The 19,103-nt window shown below is 43.2% G+C and carries 17 protein-coding genes; 4 read left to right on the forward strand and 13 right to left on the reverse strand.

The features are described 5' to 3' along the window. Nucleotides 1-13: 13 nt before the first annotated feature. The 4 genes from QUF19_RS21035 to QUF19_RS21050 all read right to left on the reverse strand — a co-directional run bounded on the left by QUF19_RS21035 (nt 14) and on the right by QUF19_RS21050 (nt 4,044). Entirely contained in the window at nt 14-928 is a 915-nt protein-coding gene (locus QUF19_RS21035; protein WP_286303079.1) for a DMT family transporter, read from the reverse strand. Between the two features lie 100 nt (nt 929-1,028). Continuing rightward, nucleotides 1,029-1,742 carry a hypothetical protein gene (locus tag QUF19_RS21040; RefSeq protein ID WP_286303082.1) on the reverse strand — a complete coding sequence of 238 codons (714 nt, stop codon included), beginning with the start codon at nt 1,740-1,742 and terminating at the stop codon, nt 1,029-1,031. A gap of 81 nt (nt 1,743-1,823) precedes the next feature. After that, a complete protein-coding gene (locus QUF19_RS21045; RefSeq protein ID WP_286303084.1) occupies nt 1,824-2,450 on the reverse strand; it encodes a hypothetical protein in 627 nt (208 codons plus the stop codon). Between the two features lie 31 nt (nt 2,451-2,481). Beyond that, the gene (locus QUF19_RS21050) at nt 2,482-4,044 is read right to left on the reverse strand and encodes a bifunctional metallophosphatase/5'-nucleotidase (RefSeq protein WP_286303086.1); all 1,563 of its coding nucleotides are present in this window, start codon (nt 4,042-4,044) and stop codon (nt 2,482-2,484) included. 316 nt (nt 4,045-4,360) lie between these two features. On the opposite strand from QUF19_RS21050, the gene QUF19_RS21055 reads away from it, so the two are divergent. The 3 genes from QUF19_RS21055 to QUF19_RS21065 all read left to right on the forward strand — a co-directional run bounded on the left by QUF19_RS21055 (nt 4,361) and on the right by QUF19_RS21065 (nt 7,638). Further along, nucleotides 4,361-5,800, forward strand: a complete 1,440-nt coding sequence (locus QUF19_RS21055) for a 6-phospho-beta-glucosidase (RefSeq protein WP_286303088.1) — start codon at nt 4,361-4,363, stop codon at nt 5,798-5,800. A gap of 99 nt (nt 5,801-5,899) precedes the next feature. Then, a complete protein-coding gene (locus tag QUF19_RS21060) occupies nt 5,900-6,898 on the forward strand; it encodes a LacI family DNA-binding transcriptional regulator (protein ID WP_286303090.1) in 999 nt (332 codons plus the stop codon). A 179-nt stretch (nt 6,899-7,077) separates the two neighbouring features. Continuing rightward, on the forward strand, nt 7,078-7,638 hold the full coding sequence (locus QUF19_RS21065) for a sugar O-acetyltransferase (protein WP_286303091.1): 561 nt from the start codon (nt 7,078-7,080) through the stop codon (nt 7,636-7,638). Between the two features lie 457 nt (nt 7,639-8,095). Here QUF19_RS21065 and QUF19_RS21070 read toward each other — a convergent pair whose 3' ends face one another. From QUF19_RS21070 to QUF19_RS21105, 8 genes are all read right to left on the reverse strand, one after another. Next, nucleotides 8,096-9,478, reverse strand: coding sequence for a GGDEF domain-containing protein (locus QUF19_RS21070; protein ID WP_286303093.1), 1,383 nt, complete (start codon nt 9,476-9,478; stop codon nt 8,096-8,098). 54 nt (nt 9,479-9,532) lie between these two features. After that, nucleotides 9,533-10,414 (reverse strand): hypothetical protein, encoded by an 882-nt coding sequence (locus tag QUF19_RS21075; RefSeq protein WP_286303096.1) that lies wholly within the window; start codon nt 10,412-10,414, stop codon nt 9,533-9,535. Then, the gene (locus tag QUF19_RS21080; RefSeq protein WP_286303099.1) at nt 10,407-12,821 is read right to left on the reverse strand and encodes a fimbria/pilus outer membrane usher protein; all 2,415 of its coding nucleotides are present in this window, start codon (nt 12,819-12,821) and stop codon (nt 10,407-10,409) included. The genes QUF19_RS21075 and QUF19_RS21080 overlap by 8 nt, the downstream gene beginning before the upstream one ends. Before the next feature lie 44 nt (nt 12,822-12,865). After that, nucleotides 12,866-13,543 (reverse strand): fimbrial biogenesis chaperone, encoded by a 678-nt coding sequence (locus tag QUF19_RS21085; RefSeq protein ID WP_286303102.1) that lies wholly within the window; start codon nt 13,541-13,543, stop codon nt 12,866-12,868. Between the two features lie 52 nt (nt 13,544-13,595). Further along, nucleotides 13,596-14,258, reverse strand: coding sequence for a hypothetical protein (locus QUF19_RS21090; protein ID WP_102434231.1), 663 nt, complete (start codon nt 14,256-14,258; stop codon nt 13,596-13,598). Between the two features lie 122 nt (nt 14,259-14,380). Then, on the reverse strand, nt 14,381-15,025 hold the full coding sequence (locus tag QUF19_RS21095; protein WP_286303106.1) for a helix-turn-helix transcriptional regulator: 645 nt from the start codon (nt 15,023-15,025) through the stop codon (nt 14,381-14,383). A gap of 32 nt (nt 15,026-15,057) precedes the next feature. Further along, nucleotides 15,058-15,816 (reverse strand): helix-turn-helix transcriptional regulator, encoded by a 759-nt coding sequence (locus tag QUF19_RS21100; protein ID WP_286303108.1) that lies wholly within the window; start codon nt 15,814-15,816, stop codon nt 15,058-15,060. Between the two features lie 383 nt (nt 15,817-16,199). Next, entirely contained in the window at nt 16,200-17,390 is a 1,191-nt protein-coding gene (locus tag QUF19_RS21105) for an MFS transporter (RefSeq protein WP_286303110.1), read from the reverse strand. Between the two features lie 276 nt (nt 17,391-17,666). On the opposite strand from QUF19_RS21105, the gene QUF19_RS21110 reads away from it, so the two are divergent. Then, the gene (locus QUF19_RS21110) at nt 17,667-18,548 is read left to right on the forward strand and encodes a LysR family transcriptional regulator (protein WP_286303114.1); all 882 of its coding nucleotides are present in this window, start codon (nt 17,667-17,669) and stop codon (nt 18,546-18,548) included. A gap of 94 nt (nt 18,549-18,642) precedes the next feature. On the opposite strand, the gene QUF19_RS21115 is transcribed toward QUF19_RS21110, so the two are convergent. Next, the gene (locus QUF19_RS21115; RefSeq protein WP_286303115.1) at nt 18,643-18,933 is read right to left on the reverse strand and encodes a putative quinol monooxygenase; all 291 of its coding nucleotides are present in this window, start codon (nt 18,931-18,933) and stop codon (nt 18,643-18,645) included. Nucleotides 18,934-19,103 lie beyond the last annotated feature (170 nt).

The raw sequence follows: 19,103 nt of genomic DNA on the forward strand, positions 1-19,103 counted from the left end.
ATTGAATCATGAACTACTGGCCTTTCTTAAGCTTGATTACAAAAGGCATAACAGCACTGAAAACGATCACCGCTGCGCCAATCAAAGCTAAGTTGTTTGGTAACTCCGTGAACAGCAGATACCCAAGAATCATTGAGTAGATCATCTGTGAGTATTCGACATTCGATACCACGTTCGCTTCTCCCCATTTGTAGGCAGTGACGCCAAACCATTGTCCGATTGAAGAGATCACGCCGACCAAAACCAATAAAGCGAGTTCAGACCACGTCGGCCACTGCCATTCGATAATCGCTGGAATCAAAGCGACGGCTCCAACAAAGATCGCTTGATAAGCCAGCACCACAACCTTAGATTCGATATTCGCCATTTTTCTTACGCAGATAACGGCAATTGCTGCGCCTAACGCAGCCACTAAGCCCGTTCCAACATAGAACAGAGACTCGCTATCTAGAGTGGGCTGAACAACCAACATCACCCCAGTAAACCCTACCAATATGGTCGTCATTCGTGCCCAACCTACATTTTCTTGCAGGAACAGGCGGGAAATGATCGCCACAAATAATACCTTCATAAACCCTAACGCCGTTGCATCGGCAAACGGAATGTTACTCACGGTTAAAAAGCTAAAGTAAAGCGCGATGAATGCCCCAGTGACGCGCCATACATGCATCGACACCATCTTAGGATTGAGCATCGCATCCATGTTACTGACGATAGAAGGCATCAGTAGGGTGACAAAAACCAACTGTCGAAATAGCAATATCTGAAAAATATCGATGGTTTGGCTGAGCTCTCGCACAATAACGCCGACTAAAATAAACAGGGCGTTTGAGATTAAAGCGAGTGCAATTCCTTTTGCGGGATCGGATAGTTCATAAAAAAAAGAAAGTAGCGGCTGAGGGGTGGCAAAGGAACGGTTGATAGACATAACACACCTAATTGTTGACTGAGTGCGAAGTCTAAAGCCTACACTGGTAGACGGGTCAAACATGACTTTTGGAATATTTTGATAAGCGGTTTGTGCGGCGCTATCTTGAGTTTGAGTTTGAGTTTGAAGCGTTAAGTGTTGAGACTATTTTTAGAATTGATTCGAATTCAAACTCGGCGAAACATTGGCGTCTATCTTGGCTGTAGGTGAAGTTGTATAAATAACTGAATATGGCGCGCCAATGCTGCGACATTTGGTATGAGATGGTCTTTTGATATTGGGTAGGTAACCATTGAGCTAGCTGGTTTAAGTAGTCTTGGTGCCATTCAGTGCCGTTGAATTCAAGGTTGGGCTCTTTGTTTTCAGTGAGAGGGCATAGAGTGACATCCCAATAGCCACTTGGGTATTGCTTGGTTTGAGTCGACCAGTTTTCTCCCCACCAACCAATACTCTTTTGCTCAATATCAGTCGCGGCATTCTTTGCCGAGGGTTTTGTGTATAGGTAATAAAGATTGAAGCGACCAGCCACTATCTGTTGGGTAAGGTTGGTGATGGCGCCACCGCGAATGAAACTCTCGTGTTCTAGAAAGAAGTCGAATTGGTGAAGTTCAGGCAATATTTTAGACAAACTTATCCAATGGGCGTGGGCAGCATAGACGGGACGAAGCACGCTTCCTTCATTGGACTGACACTCTATTTGATAGGCGTAACCTAATTCATCAAATTTGCTCCGAGCGAAGATTTTGTCGTAAGTCGCCTGAACGGTTGTTAAAGGTGAATTTGATGATTCATCAGTTGCTTCGATGGAGTCCAAGTAATAAAGCCCTGCGGGACTTTTCTGTGTGCCATGTTGGTAAAAGTTGTCAGTGTCTAAAACATGGAAACCATACTGGCTCTAGGTGGTCGATAGGTTCCAGCATTTCAGGGTATTTCCTTTTCCTGAGCGTGATAAAAATGTGAAGCTTGAAGTATGCAGAGACACGCGGCTTTCGGTTTCGCTGAGATATTTTTGAATCAGCAGTTGATTGAGCTGTTGCAGCAACTGAGCCAACTGTTTTAGGCGCGTATAGAAAAGCTTGCTATTGAGTTGAGATAACCGTTGAAGATCTTTAGGTAAAACGCCAGAAGTCAGCAGGGTTAACAAAGGTTGTAGTGTGCTACTGGTCTTGTGTGGATTGAGTAGGCTGAATACCGTTGAGCATTGGTTGCATTTAACTCGGGGAGTGCCGATCCTTGTGCTCCCATAGGCGCTGGTTTCGGTGTGTTTTAAGCAAGTAGGACATTCAATATCAGCTAAGCGGAGTTGATTGGTTTCGATTTGCTTCGCTAAAGCGAGGATCGGCTCGTTTTCCAGTATCGGAGTAAATGCCCCACACAAGGGGCATTTATAAGATGCGAAGCCTAATTGAGAGCTGCGCTGATAAAGGCTTAGATCGGGATTAGCTAGGTTAAAACAATTGTATGTTTTACAGCAATTGAACTGAGTTCTCATGAGCGTTGTACCTGCTAATCCCTGATACATATTTTATGACGTTGGTTGTTGGGTATCTCTGTTACTGACGACTTACATCGACTTGACGACCAAGTTCAGGAACTGTGATGTTTTTGCGTTCTTGGAAACCTTCAATCAGTACTTGCATGACCGGATCTCCGTTCGATAGTGTTTCGCCTTTATTAAATACAGTGTAACCATCGCCACCGCTTGCCGCGTATGAATATGTCGCAACTTTGTACTTCTGATTCTCGGATACGGGCTTGCCGTTGATACTCAAGCTAATCAAACGCTCACCTTCTGGTTGTGTACTGTCGTAAGTGGCTTTAATTCCTGAGAATTGCGCCAGACCGTAAGGTAATGTGTAGCTGTATTCAAGCAGCTCTTGAACGTTGTCACCCGTTAGTTCAACCACAGTTAGTGTGTCAGTAAACGGGAAAAGATTCATTACATTTTCACGAGTGACGGCACCTGGATTTAGGTCAACACGAAGGCTGCCTGAGCTGATCATTGCGATGTCTGCTTGGCCTGCATCTTTCATCAAATCAGCCACAAGGTTACCAATATTCGACTCTCGATAGTAACGGCGTGATGCGGCTTTATCTAGGGTCGAAAGCTGATCTGCTAATGTTGGGTGAGCATCGCGAATTTTCTGAATCAATGCGTAAGTCGCTTCGTCACGCTCTAGCTTAGCAGATTCAACTGGAATCAATTTTCCGCCTAAGAATTTCACATCATGCTTTTCGGTATCGACAGTAAATTTGGTGTAGCCAAGGTGCATGCCTTGACCAAAGGTTAAGCCAATAACGGTGCCTGTTTTTGGATGAACGACTGGTTCAATTAAACCATTGTCAGAGTGACCCCCGAAGATCACATCAACGCCTTTGAGTTTTCCGGCCATTTCGTAGTCTTCATCGAATCCGCGCTGAACTTCTGCGTCGGCTTCTTTGTCTGTTTGCATTGGTGCCGTCTTGTTCTGGTGCGTTAGTACCACGATCATATCGACATCATCACGGATCTTATCAGCCCATTTTTGAGCGATTTCCGTAGGATCTTTGACGGTTAGCCCTTTACGGTTTCCTTTCCACATTGTGTTGTAGAACGCATCAATTCCCATGACACCAATCACGCCGATTTTAACGCCATCACGCTCAAGGATTGTGTAAGGTTGAGCAAACATCGAATCAGAAGCTTCATGGAAGATGTTCGCATTGAGCACAGGGAAACGAGCACGAGGCATGGTTTCTACCAGTGATTCCCAACCGTATTCGAATTCATGATTACCCAGTGTGATTACGTCATAACCCATTGAGTTATATAGGTCGAAAGGCAGCTTACCTTTCGACTTTTTCGAGAGTGCGCCCGTATAAATATCACCAGCGTCTAATAGGAAACTGGTTCCTTCCTCAGCTTGAACGTTTTTGATCAACGTCGCCAAGTAAGGGATGCCGCCAATCAGCTCAATGTCATCATTCCAGAACGCATCGACGGGTTCGTAAACACTTTCAATATCGTTGGTATGAAGCAGGGTGATTTCTTTTATTTCGGCTAGGGCTGGCATTGAAGCCACTGTCGTTAATACCGAGACAGCAAAGCATAAAGGTTTCATTTTAAGGTTTTTCATAGCGTGCTCATGTCAGTGAAGGAAACGTTTGCCATTTTAGTGAGCGCGAGTGGGATGAGTGTGCGCCAAAGCACAGTCCTTAGCCTAGGTTGAACCTAGAAACTAAGGAATTACCTTTTGAGTTGGTTTTAATGAAAGGAGTCGATTGGCAGTTATGAACTCAAATCAATCCTAAGTTTGATCAAAAAAAGATCAAAAAGGCATTGTTGAAACCGGTTTCAATGTGTATCTTTACTTTTATTGAAATCGGTTTCAGAGTTGCGATTGCTTCTCTAATTCTGATCTTTTTCACGAATAACTTGTAGCGGGTAATGGTATGAACAACGAATTTCCGAACGATTTTTTATGGGGTGGTGCAGTAGCATCGCATCAGTTAGAAGGCGGCTGGGATGCGAATGGCAAGGGTGTGAGTGTTGTTGATGTATTAACAGCTGGCGCTCATGGTGTACAACGTCGAATCACCGATGGTGTGATCGACGGCGAAAACTACCCAAACCAAGTGGCTGTTGATTTCTATCATCGTTACAAAGAGGACATTAAGTTATTCGCTGAGATGGGTTTTAAGTGTTTTAGAACCAGTATCGCTTGGACACGTATTTTCCCTAATGGCGATGATGCCGAGCCGTGTGAAGCGGGTTTAGCGTTTTACGATGACTTGTTTGATGAGTTGTTGAAATACGATATTCAGCCAGTCGTGACGTTGAGCCACTTTGAAATGCCTTACCATCTAGCCAAAGAATATGGTGGTTGGATGAACCGTAAAGTGATCGACTTCTTTGTTAAGTACTCGACTACTGTGATGGAACGTTATCAGCACAAAGTGAAGTACTGGATGACGTTTAATGAGATCAATAATCAGATGAATACCTCGGCAGACATCTTCGGTTGGTTGTGCTCTGGCGTGAAGTTCCCACAATGTGAAAAGCCGCAAGAGGCGATGTATCAAGCGGTTCACCACCAGTTTGTGGCAAGTGCTTTAGTGGTTAAGAAAGGTCACGAAATTAACCCAGATCTTCAAATCGGTGCAATGTGTGCGATGGTGCCTTTCTACCCTCGCTCTTCAAAGCCAGAAGACATCATGGTCGCACAGCAAGCGATGCGTGATCGCTACTTCTTCTCGGATGTGATGGTGCGTGGCCACTACCCAAGTTATGCAAAACGCGATTGGGCAATCAAAGGCTTCGACATTGAAATGCAGCCTGAAGATGAGCAAATTCTAAAGGAAGGTAAGGCTGACTACTTAGGCTTTAGCTACTACATGTCGAACACATTGGACTCGTCTTCTCACCAATCGACAGAAGAAGCGATGGATGGCGGCCATGAAAACTCGGTCGATAACCCATTTATCAAATCGAGTGATTGGGGTTGGCCGATTGACCCAACCGGTCTGCGTTTCTGTTTAGCTTCTCTTTATGAGCGCTACGAAGTGCCATTGTTCATCGTCGAGAATGGCTTCGGTGCTGTCGACACCATCGAAGAAGATGGCAGCATCAATGACGACTACCGCATTGCTTATCTTGGCGATCACATCAAAGAGATGAAAAAATCGGTCGCAATTGATGGTGTTGATCTAATGGGTTACACCCCTTGGGGCTGTATCGATTTGGTGTCGTTTACTACCGGTGAAATGAAAAAGCGTTACGGGTTCATTTACGTAGACAAGCACAACGATCAATCCGGTACTTTAGATCGCAAACGTAAGAAGTCGTTCGAGTGGTATAAAGGCGTGATTGCATCTAACGGTGCCACTATTTAGAATGCATTTCCCAGCGCAGTTATGTGAACTGTGAGCTGTCATTTTGCAATGAATTAGTCGGCTTATGTCGGCTAATTTTTTATAAAGGAAAAGAAGCGAATGGTAACCATGCTTGATGTCGCTAACCGCGCAGGCGTATCTAAATCGACGGTTTCTCGTGTCTTAAATGGCAAGAATATCGTGCGCCCAGATGTGGTGAAAAAGGTATTTGATGCGATTCAAGAAACGGGTTATCGACCAAACCTGTTAGCTCAGCAATTGGCGACCAAGAAGACCAACTTCATCGGCTTTGTAATCACCAATGAGTTGTTCAACGGCCCGTATTTCTCTTCTTTGATGTATCACGCGGCGTCTTATAGTGAAAAGTCGAATCACCAACTGGTGATCACCGATGGTAAACACAGTGCTGAAGACGAAAGAAAGGCGATCAATTTCCTGCTTGATATGAAGTGTGCTGGCATCATCATCTATCCGCAATGTTTAACGGAAAGCGAGATCGCGCAGATCATCGAAAGCACTGATACACCGATTTTAGTGCTCAACCGCGAAATGCCATCGAAGCCCGATCATGCAATCACCACCGACCATTATCAAAGTGCTTGTTTGATGGTTGAACATATCATTGAGCAAGGCCACACAGACATTGCAGTGATTCGTGGTAAAGCAGGCTCATCGACCGATGAACAGCGTTATCAAGCCTATCAAGATGTATTAACCAAGCACGATATTGCATTAGATGAATCTAAAGTCGTTCAAGGCGATTGGACAATGGAGAGTGGTTATTACTCGGCTCAATCTTTAGTAAAAAGCAAAATAACATTCACCGCTATTTTGTCTGAAAACGATGACATGGCGATTGGCGCGATTAAGGCTTTAACTGAACTTGGTTACTCACTACCTAAAGACGTTTCTATCGTCGGTTTTGATAACAGTAAAGTGGGTGCGTTTTTAACGCCAAGTCTTTCCTCTGTGAGTGTGCCACTAGAGCAAATGACGCAAAAGGCGATTCTACAAATTGTCGGTGAAACTGAGCAAGCACAAGCCTTGAGTACGACAGGAAGTTTGGTGATTCGCGACTCGGTTGCCCTGCGTGTCTAGGCTCAATTAACTGTGAGTGAGTTTCATATTGAGCCTACAAAAAGTGATGGGCTACGCATCTCTGAAATCATGCTCAAACCTTGCTTACTCCGCTTTATTAGATATGCGATATTGCGTTCTTTGGTCGTTGAATTGACCATTTGTATTAGGTAAGTAATCTGAAAGAATAGGTAAGTAACGTGAGAACAGAAAAACAAAAAATGTTAGCCGGAGAGCCTTATCAGGCTTGGGATAAAGAGCTTTATTCAGCGCGAATTGAGTGTAAAAAAACGCTGCAAAAACTCAACAACAGCATTCCAGATACACCTGAATGGGAAGCGGCCACGCAAGAGCTGATTCCTGGCTGTGACAATGCGCATTTAGAGCCCCCATTCCGTTGTGACTACGGCTCAAACATTAAATTGGGTAAGAACTTTTACGCCAACTTTAACTGCGTGATTTTGGATGTGGCTGAAGTGACCATTGGTGACAATGTGTTGCTCGGACCAAATGTACAGATTCTAACGGCAGGTCACCCACTCGATGTGAAAGGACGTGTTGAAGAAGGCGTTGAGTTTGGCACACCGATTAACGTTGGTGACAATGTTTGGTTGGGTGGCGGTGTGATTCTCTGCCCTGGCGTAACCATAGGCGAAAACAGCGTGATTGGCGCTGGAAGTGTTGTGACCAAAGACATCCCAGCCAATGTGGTTGCCGTAGGTAACCCATGTAAAGTGTTGAAAGCGATCGATAACGCTTAAGTCTACCTTTCGTGATAGGCCTATTTCGTATCCAATAGGCCTAATTTCTAATCTCTAATCTCTAATCTCAAATCTCTATCCCAAGTCCCAAAAGCCCCAAGCCCCGCTATCTGTATTTTTTATCACAATTTGAAAGCTAGCTTTTTAGAGTATGAAGCTGTTTCGCCGCTTCTGAGAAGATACCTCTAATCCATTTATGGCTCGGATCATTGTTTCGTGATGCATGCCAGAACATCCCAATATTCAGTGTCTCAGGAAGGAAATCACAGTCCATCGTTTTTAAATTCGAATTGGCCGTGTATTTGTTGATGAGTACATTCGGGAAGATCCCCAGATAGTCATTGTGTTCAATGATCGGCAGCATCTCTGCGATGGTGTTTGAGTTCCAGACAATATCTCTTTTCCTTCCTCCATTTATTTGATTTTATCTTTCGATTTGTCGTGTAATTATGAAGGGTTAAATCGAACTTTGTACTAAATTTCGGCCTCTGTGTTTGGCTTGGTACAACAACTCATCGGCAGAGATAATAGCCTCTTCAATGGATTGCCCCGTAGATAAGTCAACTAGCCCCAGTGATGCCGAAATCCCCCCACTGACTTGGCTGTGTAATTGCTGGTCGCTCGATATTTTTGCTCGAATGCGATCGGCAAGCTTTACAATATCAGACTGCTTTTCCGTCTTAATGATGACAATAAATTCATCGCCACCGATTCGATAACACTCATCGTGTCTTCTGACGCTTTCTAATAATATTTCACTGACTCGAACTAAAACACAGTCCCCAGTGTGGTGGCCGTATTTATCATTAATCATCTTAAAGTGGTCAAGATCTATGGCGATAACACCTACACAGCGAGGGTGTTCCTGTTGCTGGCTTTGTGCGATACGTGAGCTTGCACTTTCAAGGTAAAGTCGGTTTTTAAGCCCTGTGAGAGTGTCTGATTCTAGTGCTTTAGCCGTTCGGTCCTGATAGCGAGAAAATGCCTGCATCAATACGTAGATCAATCCCAATAGCAGAATAATTTCAATGAGACTTTGTTGTGACCTTATGATCTCAACAACTGAGGTTGTCATGTTGTCGAACACTAACAACTTCGCGTTCAGCTGGGGCAGAGGGACTGTGATCAAATGGAAATATCGATTGTCGTTTGAATTGAGTCTAAAGAACGGCAAGTTACCGAGGTGCGTCTCGGTAAAGTGGAAAGTGGTGTCAGCATCTAATTGATTTGAGCTATTTGAGCTATTTGAGTTGTTTGAGTTGTTTGAGTTGCTGGCGAAGGTAATGCTGGCTGACTCACCAGAAGGCATGAAGAATTCTTGTTGCTCAGTTTCAATCATTAAAATGGTATTCGACCCAGCATTGATTCGCGGGAAATAGGGCATTAAGTCGAAGTGGGTTTCAAAATAATTGGGTGGTTGAATATTACCAGCGACTAAATGCACTTGAGAGTTGGTTTGGTCGTAGTCTAACGCCCACAGTGTACGACGATGCTTAATTGCATTGATGAACAAAGAAGATTCGTCGCTTATGCCAAAGCGATGCGCTACGGTTGGGAAATCACTTTCATAGAAAGAAGATGATGAGGTATGAATAGCACCTTTCAAGTTATTAACGTCGATCTGGCTGCTTGAAGACGACAATGTCGTTCCTAATATTTCTAGTGTTCGGGATACGTTGTCTTGGACAAGAAATTGAATGAGCTGAGTTCGATGTTGTTGGTCTTTTTCAACAAATCCGGTCAACTTCCTAATATCACCAATGTGTAAACATAAGATGCATAATGCCGCACAGGCTATCACCCAGTGGCGTTGTTTGATGATGACTTTCAATACATTCATATCGTTTAACCTTGGCTCGAAAAACTCGAAGCCCGTGAGTATTCATGCGCCCGTTCAAAAAATGGGGTCTATGGCTTTTACTTGTACCTGTAGCTCTTCTTTGTAGTGTCCTGCTCGTGATAGGTTTGTATTTCCAGTGATTCTTAGATCAAGAGGGATATTGTGTCTTCCCCTTGAATAACGCTTTATCGGAAGCATTTGATGCGTTGGTGACATTTCAACGCCGTCAACGGTAAGCTTGTATTCAATCGTCCACTCAGGGTTTTGAGAATTTACCAACTGTTGATACTTTGGTTTTACCCATAGTTCGGTACGTGAATTTGAACTGATTACAAAATCGGTTTGATAGCGTTTGTTGCTCGATAGAACACCCAAAGCCCAGCGATACCCTGATGTTGTTTTGTGGAAACTGTTACCTCGGCCAGACCAATCTAAAGAAACGAATGACTTAACTTTGTAGTTTGCGTTCGCTGATAGTGTATGGGCCTGGTCATTTTTGAACTGTAATTTGACGAGAAATGGCACCGCATATTTAGCTGCATAGCTAATTTTTGCTTTGGGGTCGACCAACGAAAATCGAATCGGACGATTGTGCTGAGAGTTAAGTAAATATTCACGCTCTTTAGGGTCATAAGACAGCATGGTTTGATTCTGATTAATGAAGTGAATATGTGAAGCTTTTGGACGGTCGAGCACCTTTAAACGCACAGATTTTAGTGTGCATTGTTCAGCTTTAGAGCGAAGTTTTTTCAACTCAAATCGGATATTGGCATAGCCCGATTTATCAAATTCGATCGGTGCATTGCTCAATTGAGTGATGTCCCAAACGCCTGCGCAATTCGCGGCAAAAGCTATTGAGGGTGATGCCAGAAATGACGCAAGTAGAGTTGACGCCAATAACCATTGCATTGTCTTTATTAAGGGTTTTCTATTCATGGCTCGCTCCTTGTATGAGTTGAATCTCTGGAAGACGAATTAGATTGTCCTCTGATTCCGGGATGTTCATGTGTCCCGTAATCTCTGAGTCCATGGTTTGAATCTTGTAGTGCCCGCTGCGGATCCCTTCCACAACGAACCGACCCCCTTTATTGGTGAAAAATGGGATGGAATCGCCGGTATCGTTAATGAAGTAACCTTGAGTTAGTGACAAAAGTTTTCCATCGGTTAAGTTCAATCTGCCGATCACAGTTTTGGATGCGTCTGAGCCAACGGTGAAAATGTGGCTGGTGTAGGCTCCTGGAGTAACGTTGTAGAAGTAGTTACCAATGTCGTAGCCAATCGGAGCATCGGGCGCATACACTGTAAAGCTTTGAGAGGTATGAGCGGTGGAAAGGCTCACGGCATTATTGAGACTATTTGAAGAGATAGCTTCGGCTTTGTCGTCGTCATCACTGTTGATCAGTACCTCAGACTCTAAGGTGTCGTGAACTTGTACGACCGCTGCCGCACCGTATATCGGGCGCGACCAAGATAAAGCGCCGTCGCTAATAGTAAACGCTGTACTTGGTCTAAATGAGGTGACTACGGTGTCTTCAGACTCGGTGGCGTTGTAATAGGTGATGTCACCGTCGTAGCGAATTCGGTTGCTTACATAGTCGCCACGCACTTGATATTGGCCTTGATCAGATTCAACGTCTGCAGATAACGCATAACCATATTGACCAACTTGGTTTTTACTCGGTTTGCTGAAGTTGGTTCTTAATACTTCAGTGTCACTAGCGTAACCGAGATCTGCAGAGTATTGACCATCATCTGAACTCCAAGTCCAGTCGACCGAAACCACACCTTCAGTATTTGAAGTTCCCTCGTTCGGATCTTCTTCGTGAGTGACACCTAAGCCAATAACAACATTTGAATATGACCAAGATGTTGAAGCTTCTGCACTCCATTCAGTATCGTAGCCACTTTCTTTATCTAGGTTGTATGAAACGGATAAGTAAATATCGTCGGTAATGCCAAAGGTATAACTGACAGCTGCCGAGTGACCAGTAGAACCCTCTTCAGTCCAAGGTTGATAGGAGAAGGAGTCATAAGATTCAAGCGCAATACGTAAGTTGGGTGCACTGTAGTTATTTTGGTCCCAAAGGGAGGCTGCGTAATCCAAACTTGCGATGTAACCCGTTTCGTCATACTCGCTGGATTGGCTGCCAGAGAGCCGTAGGCCTATATTACCCAGCGGTGTACCAAGGGTAGATATGCCTCCTAATATGAAACCATCTTTGTGATAGAACCCATTCATCCCAAGCGTCAAATAGTCGGTTAAGCCATAGTCATAGTAGGCGGTGGAAATAAGACTCCCAGTATCGTATTCATAGCGGTTGTCTTCAATTTCAGAAGGGGCACCAAGGTACAAACCAAAATCAGAGATTCCCTCTTTGAGTAGTTTAGAGTTGTAGAACACGCTATAGAGAATGGAATCAGTTCGACCTGATTGATATTCAATTTCCAAGCGAACATCGTTGCTTCCCGAAGAAAGCGGTAGGTCGTCTAATTGGTAACGGCCTGGAGGTAAACGAAATTCAGTGATGTAAGAACCGTTGATGTAGAGGTCAATGTCGGCTGATTCTTCTAGGATGAGCGCTTGTGTACCGCCAACTTGAATACTGCGATTCGGCTGTAATGCTGAGTAATTGCGTTCAAAACCGACCCCGCCAAATTGCTCACTTGGTAAATGCCCCGACGTGCTGTTGACTTGGTCGCCAAAAGTTAATCGATAAGGGACATCCGCTCGGTCGACAAAGGCAGATACGTCACCACGATAGAAGGTTTGTTCGTCATCGGTTCCGCCATCAAAATACCCTGAAAGTTTATAATTCACTCCCCGAGCACCAGCGAAGTTACCTGTAGATAGCCACTCAATATTCCATTGTTGCTCGTCACTTTGAGTTTCGACTCCTCGTGTATCAGAGACGCCAAAGTTCAAGTTATTAATATTGGTGAAAAATGATGACTTTGAATAGATCGGGGGAGAGTAAGGTGTGTTGAATGTCAGGGTCTGCTCTTTTTTAGCATCTTGAACAAAAGACAATGTAATCTCCATATCAGATGGGGAGAAAGAGAGTAAAACTCCCCACTCTTCAAGGACATCAATTGGAATAAAGTTTTCTTTGTATGAAGATAGCTTGCCTGACACTTCTGATGACAGGACAGGACCAATAAGTGCATTCAGTTGAACGGTGTTCACTTTAGATACGGTTTTACCATCAGAAAATGCATCGATATCGCCCACCGTTGAGCCGAGATAGTTAATTGGGAATGGGAACAACCAATCAGCAGCATAAGCGCTAGGCTCTACAAATAAACATAAAGAGATACACAGGAGGGCTGCGTAAGATCGGATCATGTTTCCCTCCTAGTACTAAAAATGTATAAGCTTTTAATTCAATGTTATTTTTCTTGCTTTACAGATATGCCACTCACATTGCCGAGAATAGTTGGGATTGGGTAATGTGCGGTCGCACCTGGCATCAAGTAACCACTTGTTTTTGTATCAATCTCATTCCAAGGAAGGTCTTTTTTTCCATCACTGGTCTGCAGTTCGAACACTGATTGAAGTAGGTTGACGAGCACTTTACTTGTGTTTTCAACAACGATGATATTGTTGTCTTTGAGCGAGGTTTTCATTGTTGGTTCTAAGGCGTTTGGTGAGACAAAGGCGAGGGTTGAAAAACTCAGTAGTGTTTTGATTTTACTTTCTTTATCTTCTTGGCCTTTCACTTCTAATTCGTTGAATTCAATTCGATACAATTTTGTTGTGGTGAGAGCATCACTTGGGATATAGCGAACTCGAATTTTTTGTGAACTTAAGGGGTTAACCATAATTTGAGGGGGAAGAATTAGAAAGCTGTCTTCATTTAATGTGAGCACTTCTCCTGTTTCGTCATAGGTCACATCGTATACGACCACTTCGACTGGAAGTGAACGGTCTTGAGTATTATTGATGGTGTAGCTTGTCAGTGCTTTTCTGCCAAACTCTTGCATCTCTTGGTACATAGGTGTTATTTCATAGCACAAGGCAGCGACGTGATGCAGTAATAGGCTAAAAATTAAAATAGTTGTTTTCATAAAGCCCTTCCTTGGTGACAAGAGCCCACTTTAGTGGGCTCGAATTTATGAACTAAAATCCGCAAAATGCGTGACAAGTTTTTGCTTGGAGTTTCACATACACAGTTGAGCGATAGTTACCTGCTCTTGCTAAAGCTGCACCTTCTGTTGTGATAGAAAGAGGAATTTCAGCAATTTTGTTTTCTTGATGTTTACCGCTCCATTTGACTTTGAAGTTGCCTGTTGTATGACCAAACAGGCCATCACTTGCGTTGCTCGTATCGAAAACATCGGTTTGATTTGCTTGTAATGTGTAATCGATGCGTTCTTTACCAATGGCCATGCCAAAACGAGTCATTTTGAATGGTGTTGCGGTCATATCGACATCCATTGATTTTCCGTAGTTACACCACGCGCGAAGTTTAGCTACAGGTTTACTAGTTAGACCTAGAATTGTGTTTTTACTGTCATCGAGCATACCTGTTAAACGGATATCGCCATTTACTGAGTTTGCTTGCCCTTCTGCCTGTAAGTTGAGCACACAACGTTGTGGGATAGTGCCTTCCATACGAATATGTGCACCATCGCTGTTACTTGCGTTAGCAAACAGAGCATCATTACTGTATTGAAACCCAACCTCCTGGAAGCTTACTGGAGATGCGCTATTTGATGCTGCAAAACCATTTACACTAAACATCACTCCTGCTACCGCTACTGCTATCATTAACTTTTTCATAATTATTCCCTCATTACCTGTGTTATTACTGACAACAACTAGATAATAATTTGTCGTTGAGATATATGCCTCGCAAAGGTGGGTGATATATCTGATAAATAAGTATGAAAAGAGTGCTAATTTTAAACGGTTAATTTATGTGCTTTTGCAAATAACTCATATCTAGAGTGAACATCTAACTTAGACATTACATTGTAAGCATGAGTTTTTACGGTATTTATGCTTACATTTGTGTCCTTTGCTATTTGAATGTTCGAAAACCCTTGCAACATTAACTCAAAAACACGTCTTTCTTTTTTCGTTAATGAAAATTTCTCCGTGACGTTTTCTGTGATAGAAATCGGTATTTTTTCTGTATCGTTAATACATAAATCGATTATAAAACTTTCCATCACATGGCGCGGAAACCATAATTCACCCTCTTGGATTGACTTAATTGCTTTGGGTAAAAATTCAAAATGATTGGTTTCAATCTGACCAAAGAATCCAAGTTGCAAATAATCGTAACAACTAGAGTTGATGGTATTGATCGCAATCCACTTGTCCTGTCTATTTACGATAGATAAGCCACACTTGTTTGGCATGGGTATGGTCTGTCTATCATAAATGACGATGCCTTTATAACTGATATCAAGTTCAGAAAATGACTCGAGAAATTGAAATTGATTCAATGGGAATGAAAATTTCAAAATGTCTCGTACGACCCGAGATAAAACAGCATCTCTAGTAATTAAACAGATATATGGAGATGGAAGGTGGTGTGACATAAGTACCCTACCTTATTGCATTTTCTTAGGAATTACGTGTAGGCTGAACGGGTTGTTTGATTCATCAACCATTGACCTTTCCCAAAGCGAGATATCAGTTGATTTTGGTTTTTGCACTGAGTTTTGTGGAGAATACTTTTGATCTGCGTTCTCACGGTTTCTTTGGAAACACTGCGTACTTGCGCCACTTCTGATCCTGTTAACCCTTTGATTATTAGCTCCATCACATCAAGTTCTGACTTGGTAAGGATAGGAGGGATGTGCGTGGTTGTAGGTTCAGCGTAGCGGGCCCAATGCAATAGCATAGTGTGATGAGCAATCCAAGAGTTTGCCCAAGCGATAGTGATGTCGCAGATAAGTTCAAGTTGGCGAAATTCGTCGGGCTTGAGGGCAGTGACGCTATGGAAAATGATCGCAATTTCGTAATGGTAAGAAAGGTCTTCATAGATGGAGTAAAAGTTAAGGTCACTCTCTACAATTGATAGTTTCTCATGGTCAAAAATTCGGTTATCAATAATTGAATCTCGGCCGTGGCATACTTGCCCTTTTTCCTCTTGTGAGGCTACAGCGAGGTAGTTGTCTAGCTTCTCGGTGACTCGCTTGGAGATTGAGATTCGACCACTAAGACCTTCAATATATTTGAAGACTGGGTTCTGATTTTTTGACATGATAACTAAAGTGACATGTTCAACCCCCATTTCGATGAGACCTTCTCTGATTTCTTCTTCAAATTCAGAGGGGGACTTATTGAATCCATTATCCAACGGAATAGCGTTTTCTGATATCTGCATTTATCATCCCTTAAATTTACAGCAATTGGATAGCTATAATATTGTGTGATATTTTTCGCTATCTTAAATAGATATTAGTCACCAAGTGATATCTTTATCATCACCCAATTGGGTGAAAACTTAATAAATTTCGCTTTGCTTTTGTTAAATGCCATTGTTTTAATTTAATATTGATCTAAATCAAAATAACCTAACAAGTCATTAAAAATTAAGTTAAATAACAAATAAACATTAAAACGTCATATTAAGTAGTATCTATTTGCTTTATTGCTAGTGCAATATTGGTTAACTTATATCAGATATTAGCGATGCGCTTATCAGTGAAATAGATAAAAAAGTGGCGAATAGACTGTCTATTCGCCACTTTTTTTGGGAGGTTTATTTTAAATTTTTTGGATGGAAGTGTTTATTTGTCGATTTTTTTTATCCAGCGCACCACTGAATCGAGTTAATCCAAGAGCAATTAAAACAATCACAGCGCCGACCCATGGGGTGTTCATTAATCCTGACTCCGCAACAATCAAACCACCGCCCCAAGAACCTAACGCGATACCCACGTTGAAAGCGGCAATGTTGAGCCCGGATGCTACATCTACCGCGTCTGGTGTGTATTTCTCTGCGAGTTTGACGACATACACTTGCAGCCCCGGAACATTGCCGAATGCGAATGCACCCCAAACTAAAATAGTAGCCACTGACGCGTATGGGTTAACTGCAGTAAAGTTGAACACCACTAATATCGCTGCCAGACCAGAGAATATGACCGTCAGTGCTTTAATTGGCCCCATTTTGTCGGCCATCTTACCGCCCCAGATGTTACCTACCGCGACTGAAACTCCGTAAACCAACATGATTAGGCTGATAGAGCTTGAATCAAAGCCCGATACGTTTTCAAGTATTGGAGCAAGGAAGGTAAAGGCTGTGAATGTGCCGCCGTAACCAAGCGCTGTGATGGCGTACACCAACAATAAACGAGGCTGAGTCAGTACCTTTAACTGTGCCGAAATCTTAGCGGCTGGTGGTTGTTTAAGGTTATTCGGAACCAAGATAGCGCTGCCAATCAGAGCGATAAGACCAAGCAATGCAACGATCAGGAAGGTTGCTTGCCAGCCAAATGTTTGCCCGATGTAAGTACCCAGCGGTACACCCGTTACTAAAGCAACGGTTAAACCGGTAAACATGATTGCGATTGCACTCGCTGCTTTGTCTTTAGAGACCAATCCTGTCGCGATGGTCGACCCAATCGAGAAGAACACACCATGCGCAAGGCCAGTAAGAATACGTGCCGCGATCAGCGTGTTATAGCCTGGAGCCTGCCATGCCAATAAGTTACCGACAACAAACAGAGACATCACGGTTAACAGCACCAATTTACGATTCCATTTTCCTGTTAATGCTGTGAGTACTGGTGCGCCAATCGCTACGCCCAACGCGTACAAGCTCACTAAGAGTCCTGCTGATGGCAGTGATACATTCAGGTCGGTCGCCATGGTAGGAATCAGACCTACGATGACAAATTCTGTGGTTCCGATGGCAAAGGCGCTGAGCGTCAATGCGAGTAATGCTAAGGGCATAATCATCTCTCTTACTATTCTGTGTTAAGTATCGAGCGCGATAAAGTGGGGCAGTTTATGGCTGCAATAAGAGCGCTTCGTTTGATGGTGAGGATTATCGAGCAAAATATATTTGTAAAAAATGCCACTATTAACAAATAACTTTTGTGTTATTTGCAATAATACTGAGTGAATAAATGGTAGGTTGCGCGTCCCGCTAAATGTTTAACGAATAAATGTTCAGTTAACTAAGCACTCTAGTAACTTCAGCCACGATGAGAATAGATAAGGATCTTTATGCTAACGCGATCAGATGATTTGGAAATGGTGTTGACCGTCGTTGATGCTGGTGGTTTTTCAGCGGCAGCAGAGGCATTGGATGTGCAGGTGGCGAAGGTATCTCGTTCAGTCAGTAAGGTTGAATCCCAATTGGGCGTATCGATATTTAACCGAACCACAAGGCGTGTTGAGCTAACCGAAGAAGGACGCCAGTTTGTCGATTTCGTTCGTCTCGGTTTGCAGATGATCCAGAGCGCAGAAGAGGAAATCGTATCGCGCGGAGAGCTGCCAAAAGGCCGATTAAGAGTCGATGCGGCCAGTCCTTTTGTATTTCATCAGTTAGTGCCTTTGGTGCAATCATTTAATGAAGCTTATCCAGATATCGAGCTCGAGCTAACCTCAAACGAAGGCTTTGTTGACCTGTTAGGAAAGCGCACCGATGTCGCGATACGGATTGGTAAGTTAGCCGACTCAACACTCCATGCACGACCATTGGGTAAGAGTTTGTTGTATATGGTCGCTTCACCAGAGTATTTGGCAAGGCGTGGTACCCCACAAAAGGCAGACGATCTGAGTAGTCATCTTACTGTCGGTTTTTCGGATAATAAGGTGCTTAATCAATGGCCGTTGCCGAATCACCATCATATTGAGCCCAACGTCAAAGCCAGCAGTGGTGAGACCGTCAGACAATTAGTGTTAGCAGGAAATGGCATCGCGTGTTTGTCTGGCTTTATGGTGCAGCAAGATATTGCTGAAGGTCGACTGGTTCCTGTTTTGGAAAACGTGAAACTGAATCACACAGACAGAGAACTGGTGAATGCGGTGTTCTACAAGTCGTCATCGGTATCCAAGCGTATCTCAGCATTTATCGATTTCATTCAGCCGCGTTTAAAACTGTAATTGAGATAAGTAAACCTAGGCGGGAAAATGTTGAAACGAAAAAGCCCCGCTGACATTCAGCAGGGCTCGCAAATTAAGATCTTGGAATAAAGATTTAAGCGATTTTCGTCATCTCATTCAGTGTGAATGATGCTACACAACCTTCCGTTGCAGACATGTACTCAGCAAGGTGAGTATTACCCATGTGTGTTTGCCAAAGCTCGCGAGACGTCCAGTTTTCATAGAAAGTGAAATGCGCTGGGTTTTCATTGTCTTGGTGAAGGTCATAGTTGATGCAACCCTCTTCCGCACGAGTGATATCGATTAGTTTTAGTAGCTCTGCTTTAACCAATTCGATTTTGTCTTCGTTAGCCACGATGTTTGCGATGATAGTCAGTTGAGTCATGTTCGTTACCTATATTATTTGATTCACCGAAATGGTGTTGTTCTTTGTCACAGGGCTTATTAGCTCAAGAGCGGGTCTATGTTTATTGAGCTCTCGTCTGTGTCGATGGGTAAATAATAGTAGGAATATTCCAAACGATAAACCGCGCTACGTTTGAATTATTATCAAAA

It is taken from the genome of Vibrio sp. FE10 (genome assembly GCF_030297155.1).
Taxonomy (GTDB): Bacteria; Pseudomonadota; Gammaproteobacteria; order Enterobacterales; family Vibrionaceae; genus Vibrio; species Vibrio apostichopi.

Coding starts and splice junctions, on each gene's coding strand:
- QUF19_RS21080 (WP_286303099.1), bottom strand. CDS start 12,821: ATGATCCGATCTTACGCAGCCCTCCTGTGTATCTCTTTATGTTTATTT.
- QUF19_RS21110 (WP_286303114.1), top strand. CDS start 17,667: ATGCTAACGCGATCAGATGATTTGGAAATGGTGTTGACCGTCGTTGAT.
- QUF19_RS21105 (WP_286303110.1), bottom strand. CDS start 17,390: ATGCCCTTAGCATTACTCGCATTGACGCTCAGCGCCTTTGCCATCGGA.
- QUF19_RS21055 (WP_286303088.1), top strand. CDS start 4,361: ATGAACAACGAATTTCCGAACGATTTTTTATGGGGTGGTGCAGTAGCA.
- QUF19_RS21090 (WP_102434231.1), bottom strand. CDS start 14,258: ATGAAAAAGTTAATGATAGCAGTAGCGGTAGCAGGAGTGATGTTTAGT.
- QUF19_RS21115 (WP_286303115.1), bottom strand. CDS start 18,933: ATGACTCAACTGACTATCATCGCAAACATCGTGGCTAACGAAGACAAA.
- QUF19_RS21045 (WP_286303084.1), bottom strand. CDS start 2,450: ATGTATCAGGGATTAGCAGGTACAACGCTCATGAGAACTCAGTTCAAT.
- QUF19_RS21070 (WP_286303093.1), bottom strand. CDS start 9,478: ATGAATGTATTGAAAGTCATCATCAAACAACGCCACTGGGTGATAGCC.
- QUF19_RS21085 (WP_286303102.1), bottom strand. CDS start 13,543: ATGAAAACAACTATTTTAATTTTTAGCCTATTACTGCATCACGTCGCT.
- QUF19_RS21050 (WP_286303086.1), bottom strand. CDS start 4,044: ATGAAAAACCTTAAAATGAAACCTTTATGCTTTGCTGTCTCGGTATTA.
- QUF19_RS21060 (WP_286303090.1), top strand. CDS start 5,900: ATGGTAACCATGCTTGATGTCGCTAACCGCGCAGGCGTATCTAAATCG.
- QUF19_RS21075 (WP_286303096.1), bottom strand. CDS start 10,414: ATGAATAGAAAACCCTTAATAAAGACAATGCAATGGTTATTGGCGTCA.
- QUF19_RS21100 (WP_286303108.1), bottom strand. CDS start 15,816: ATGCAGATATCAGAAAACGCTATTCCGTTGGATAATGGATTCAATAAG.
- QUF19_RS21035 (WP_286303079.1), bottom strand. CDS start 928: ATGTCTATCAACCGTTCCTTTGCCACCCCTCAGCCGCTACTTTCTTTT.
- QUF19_RS21095 (WP_286303106.1), bottom strand. CDS start 15,025: ATGTCACACCACCTTCCATCTCCATATATCTGTTTAATTACTAGAGAT.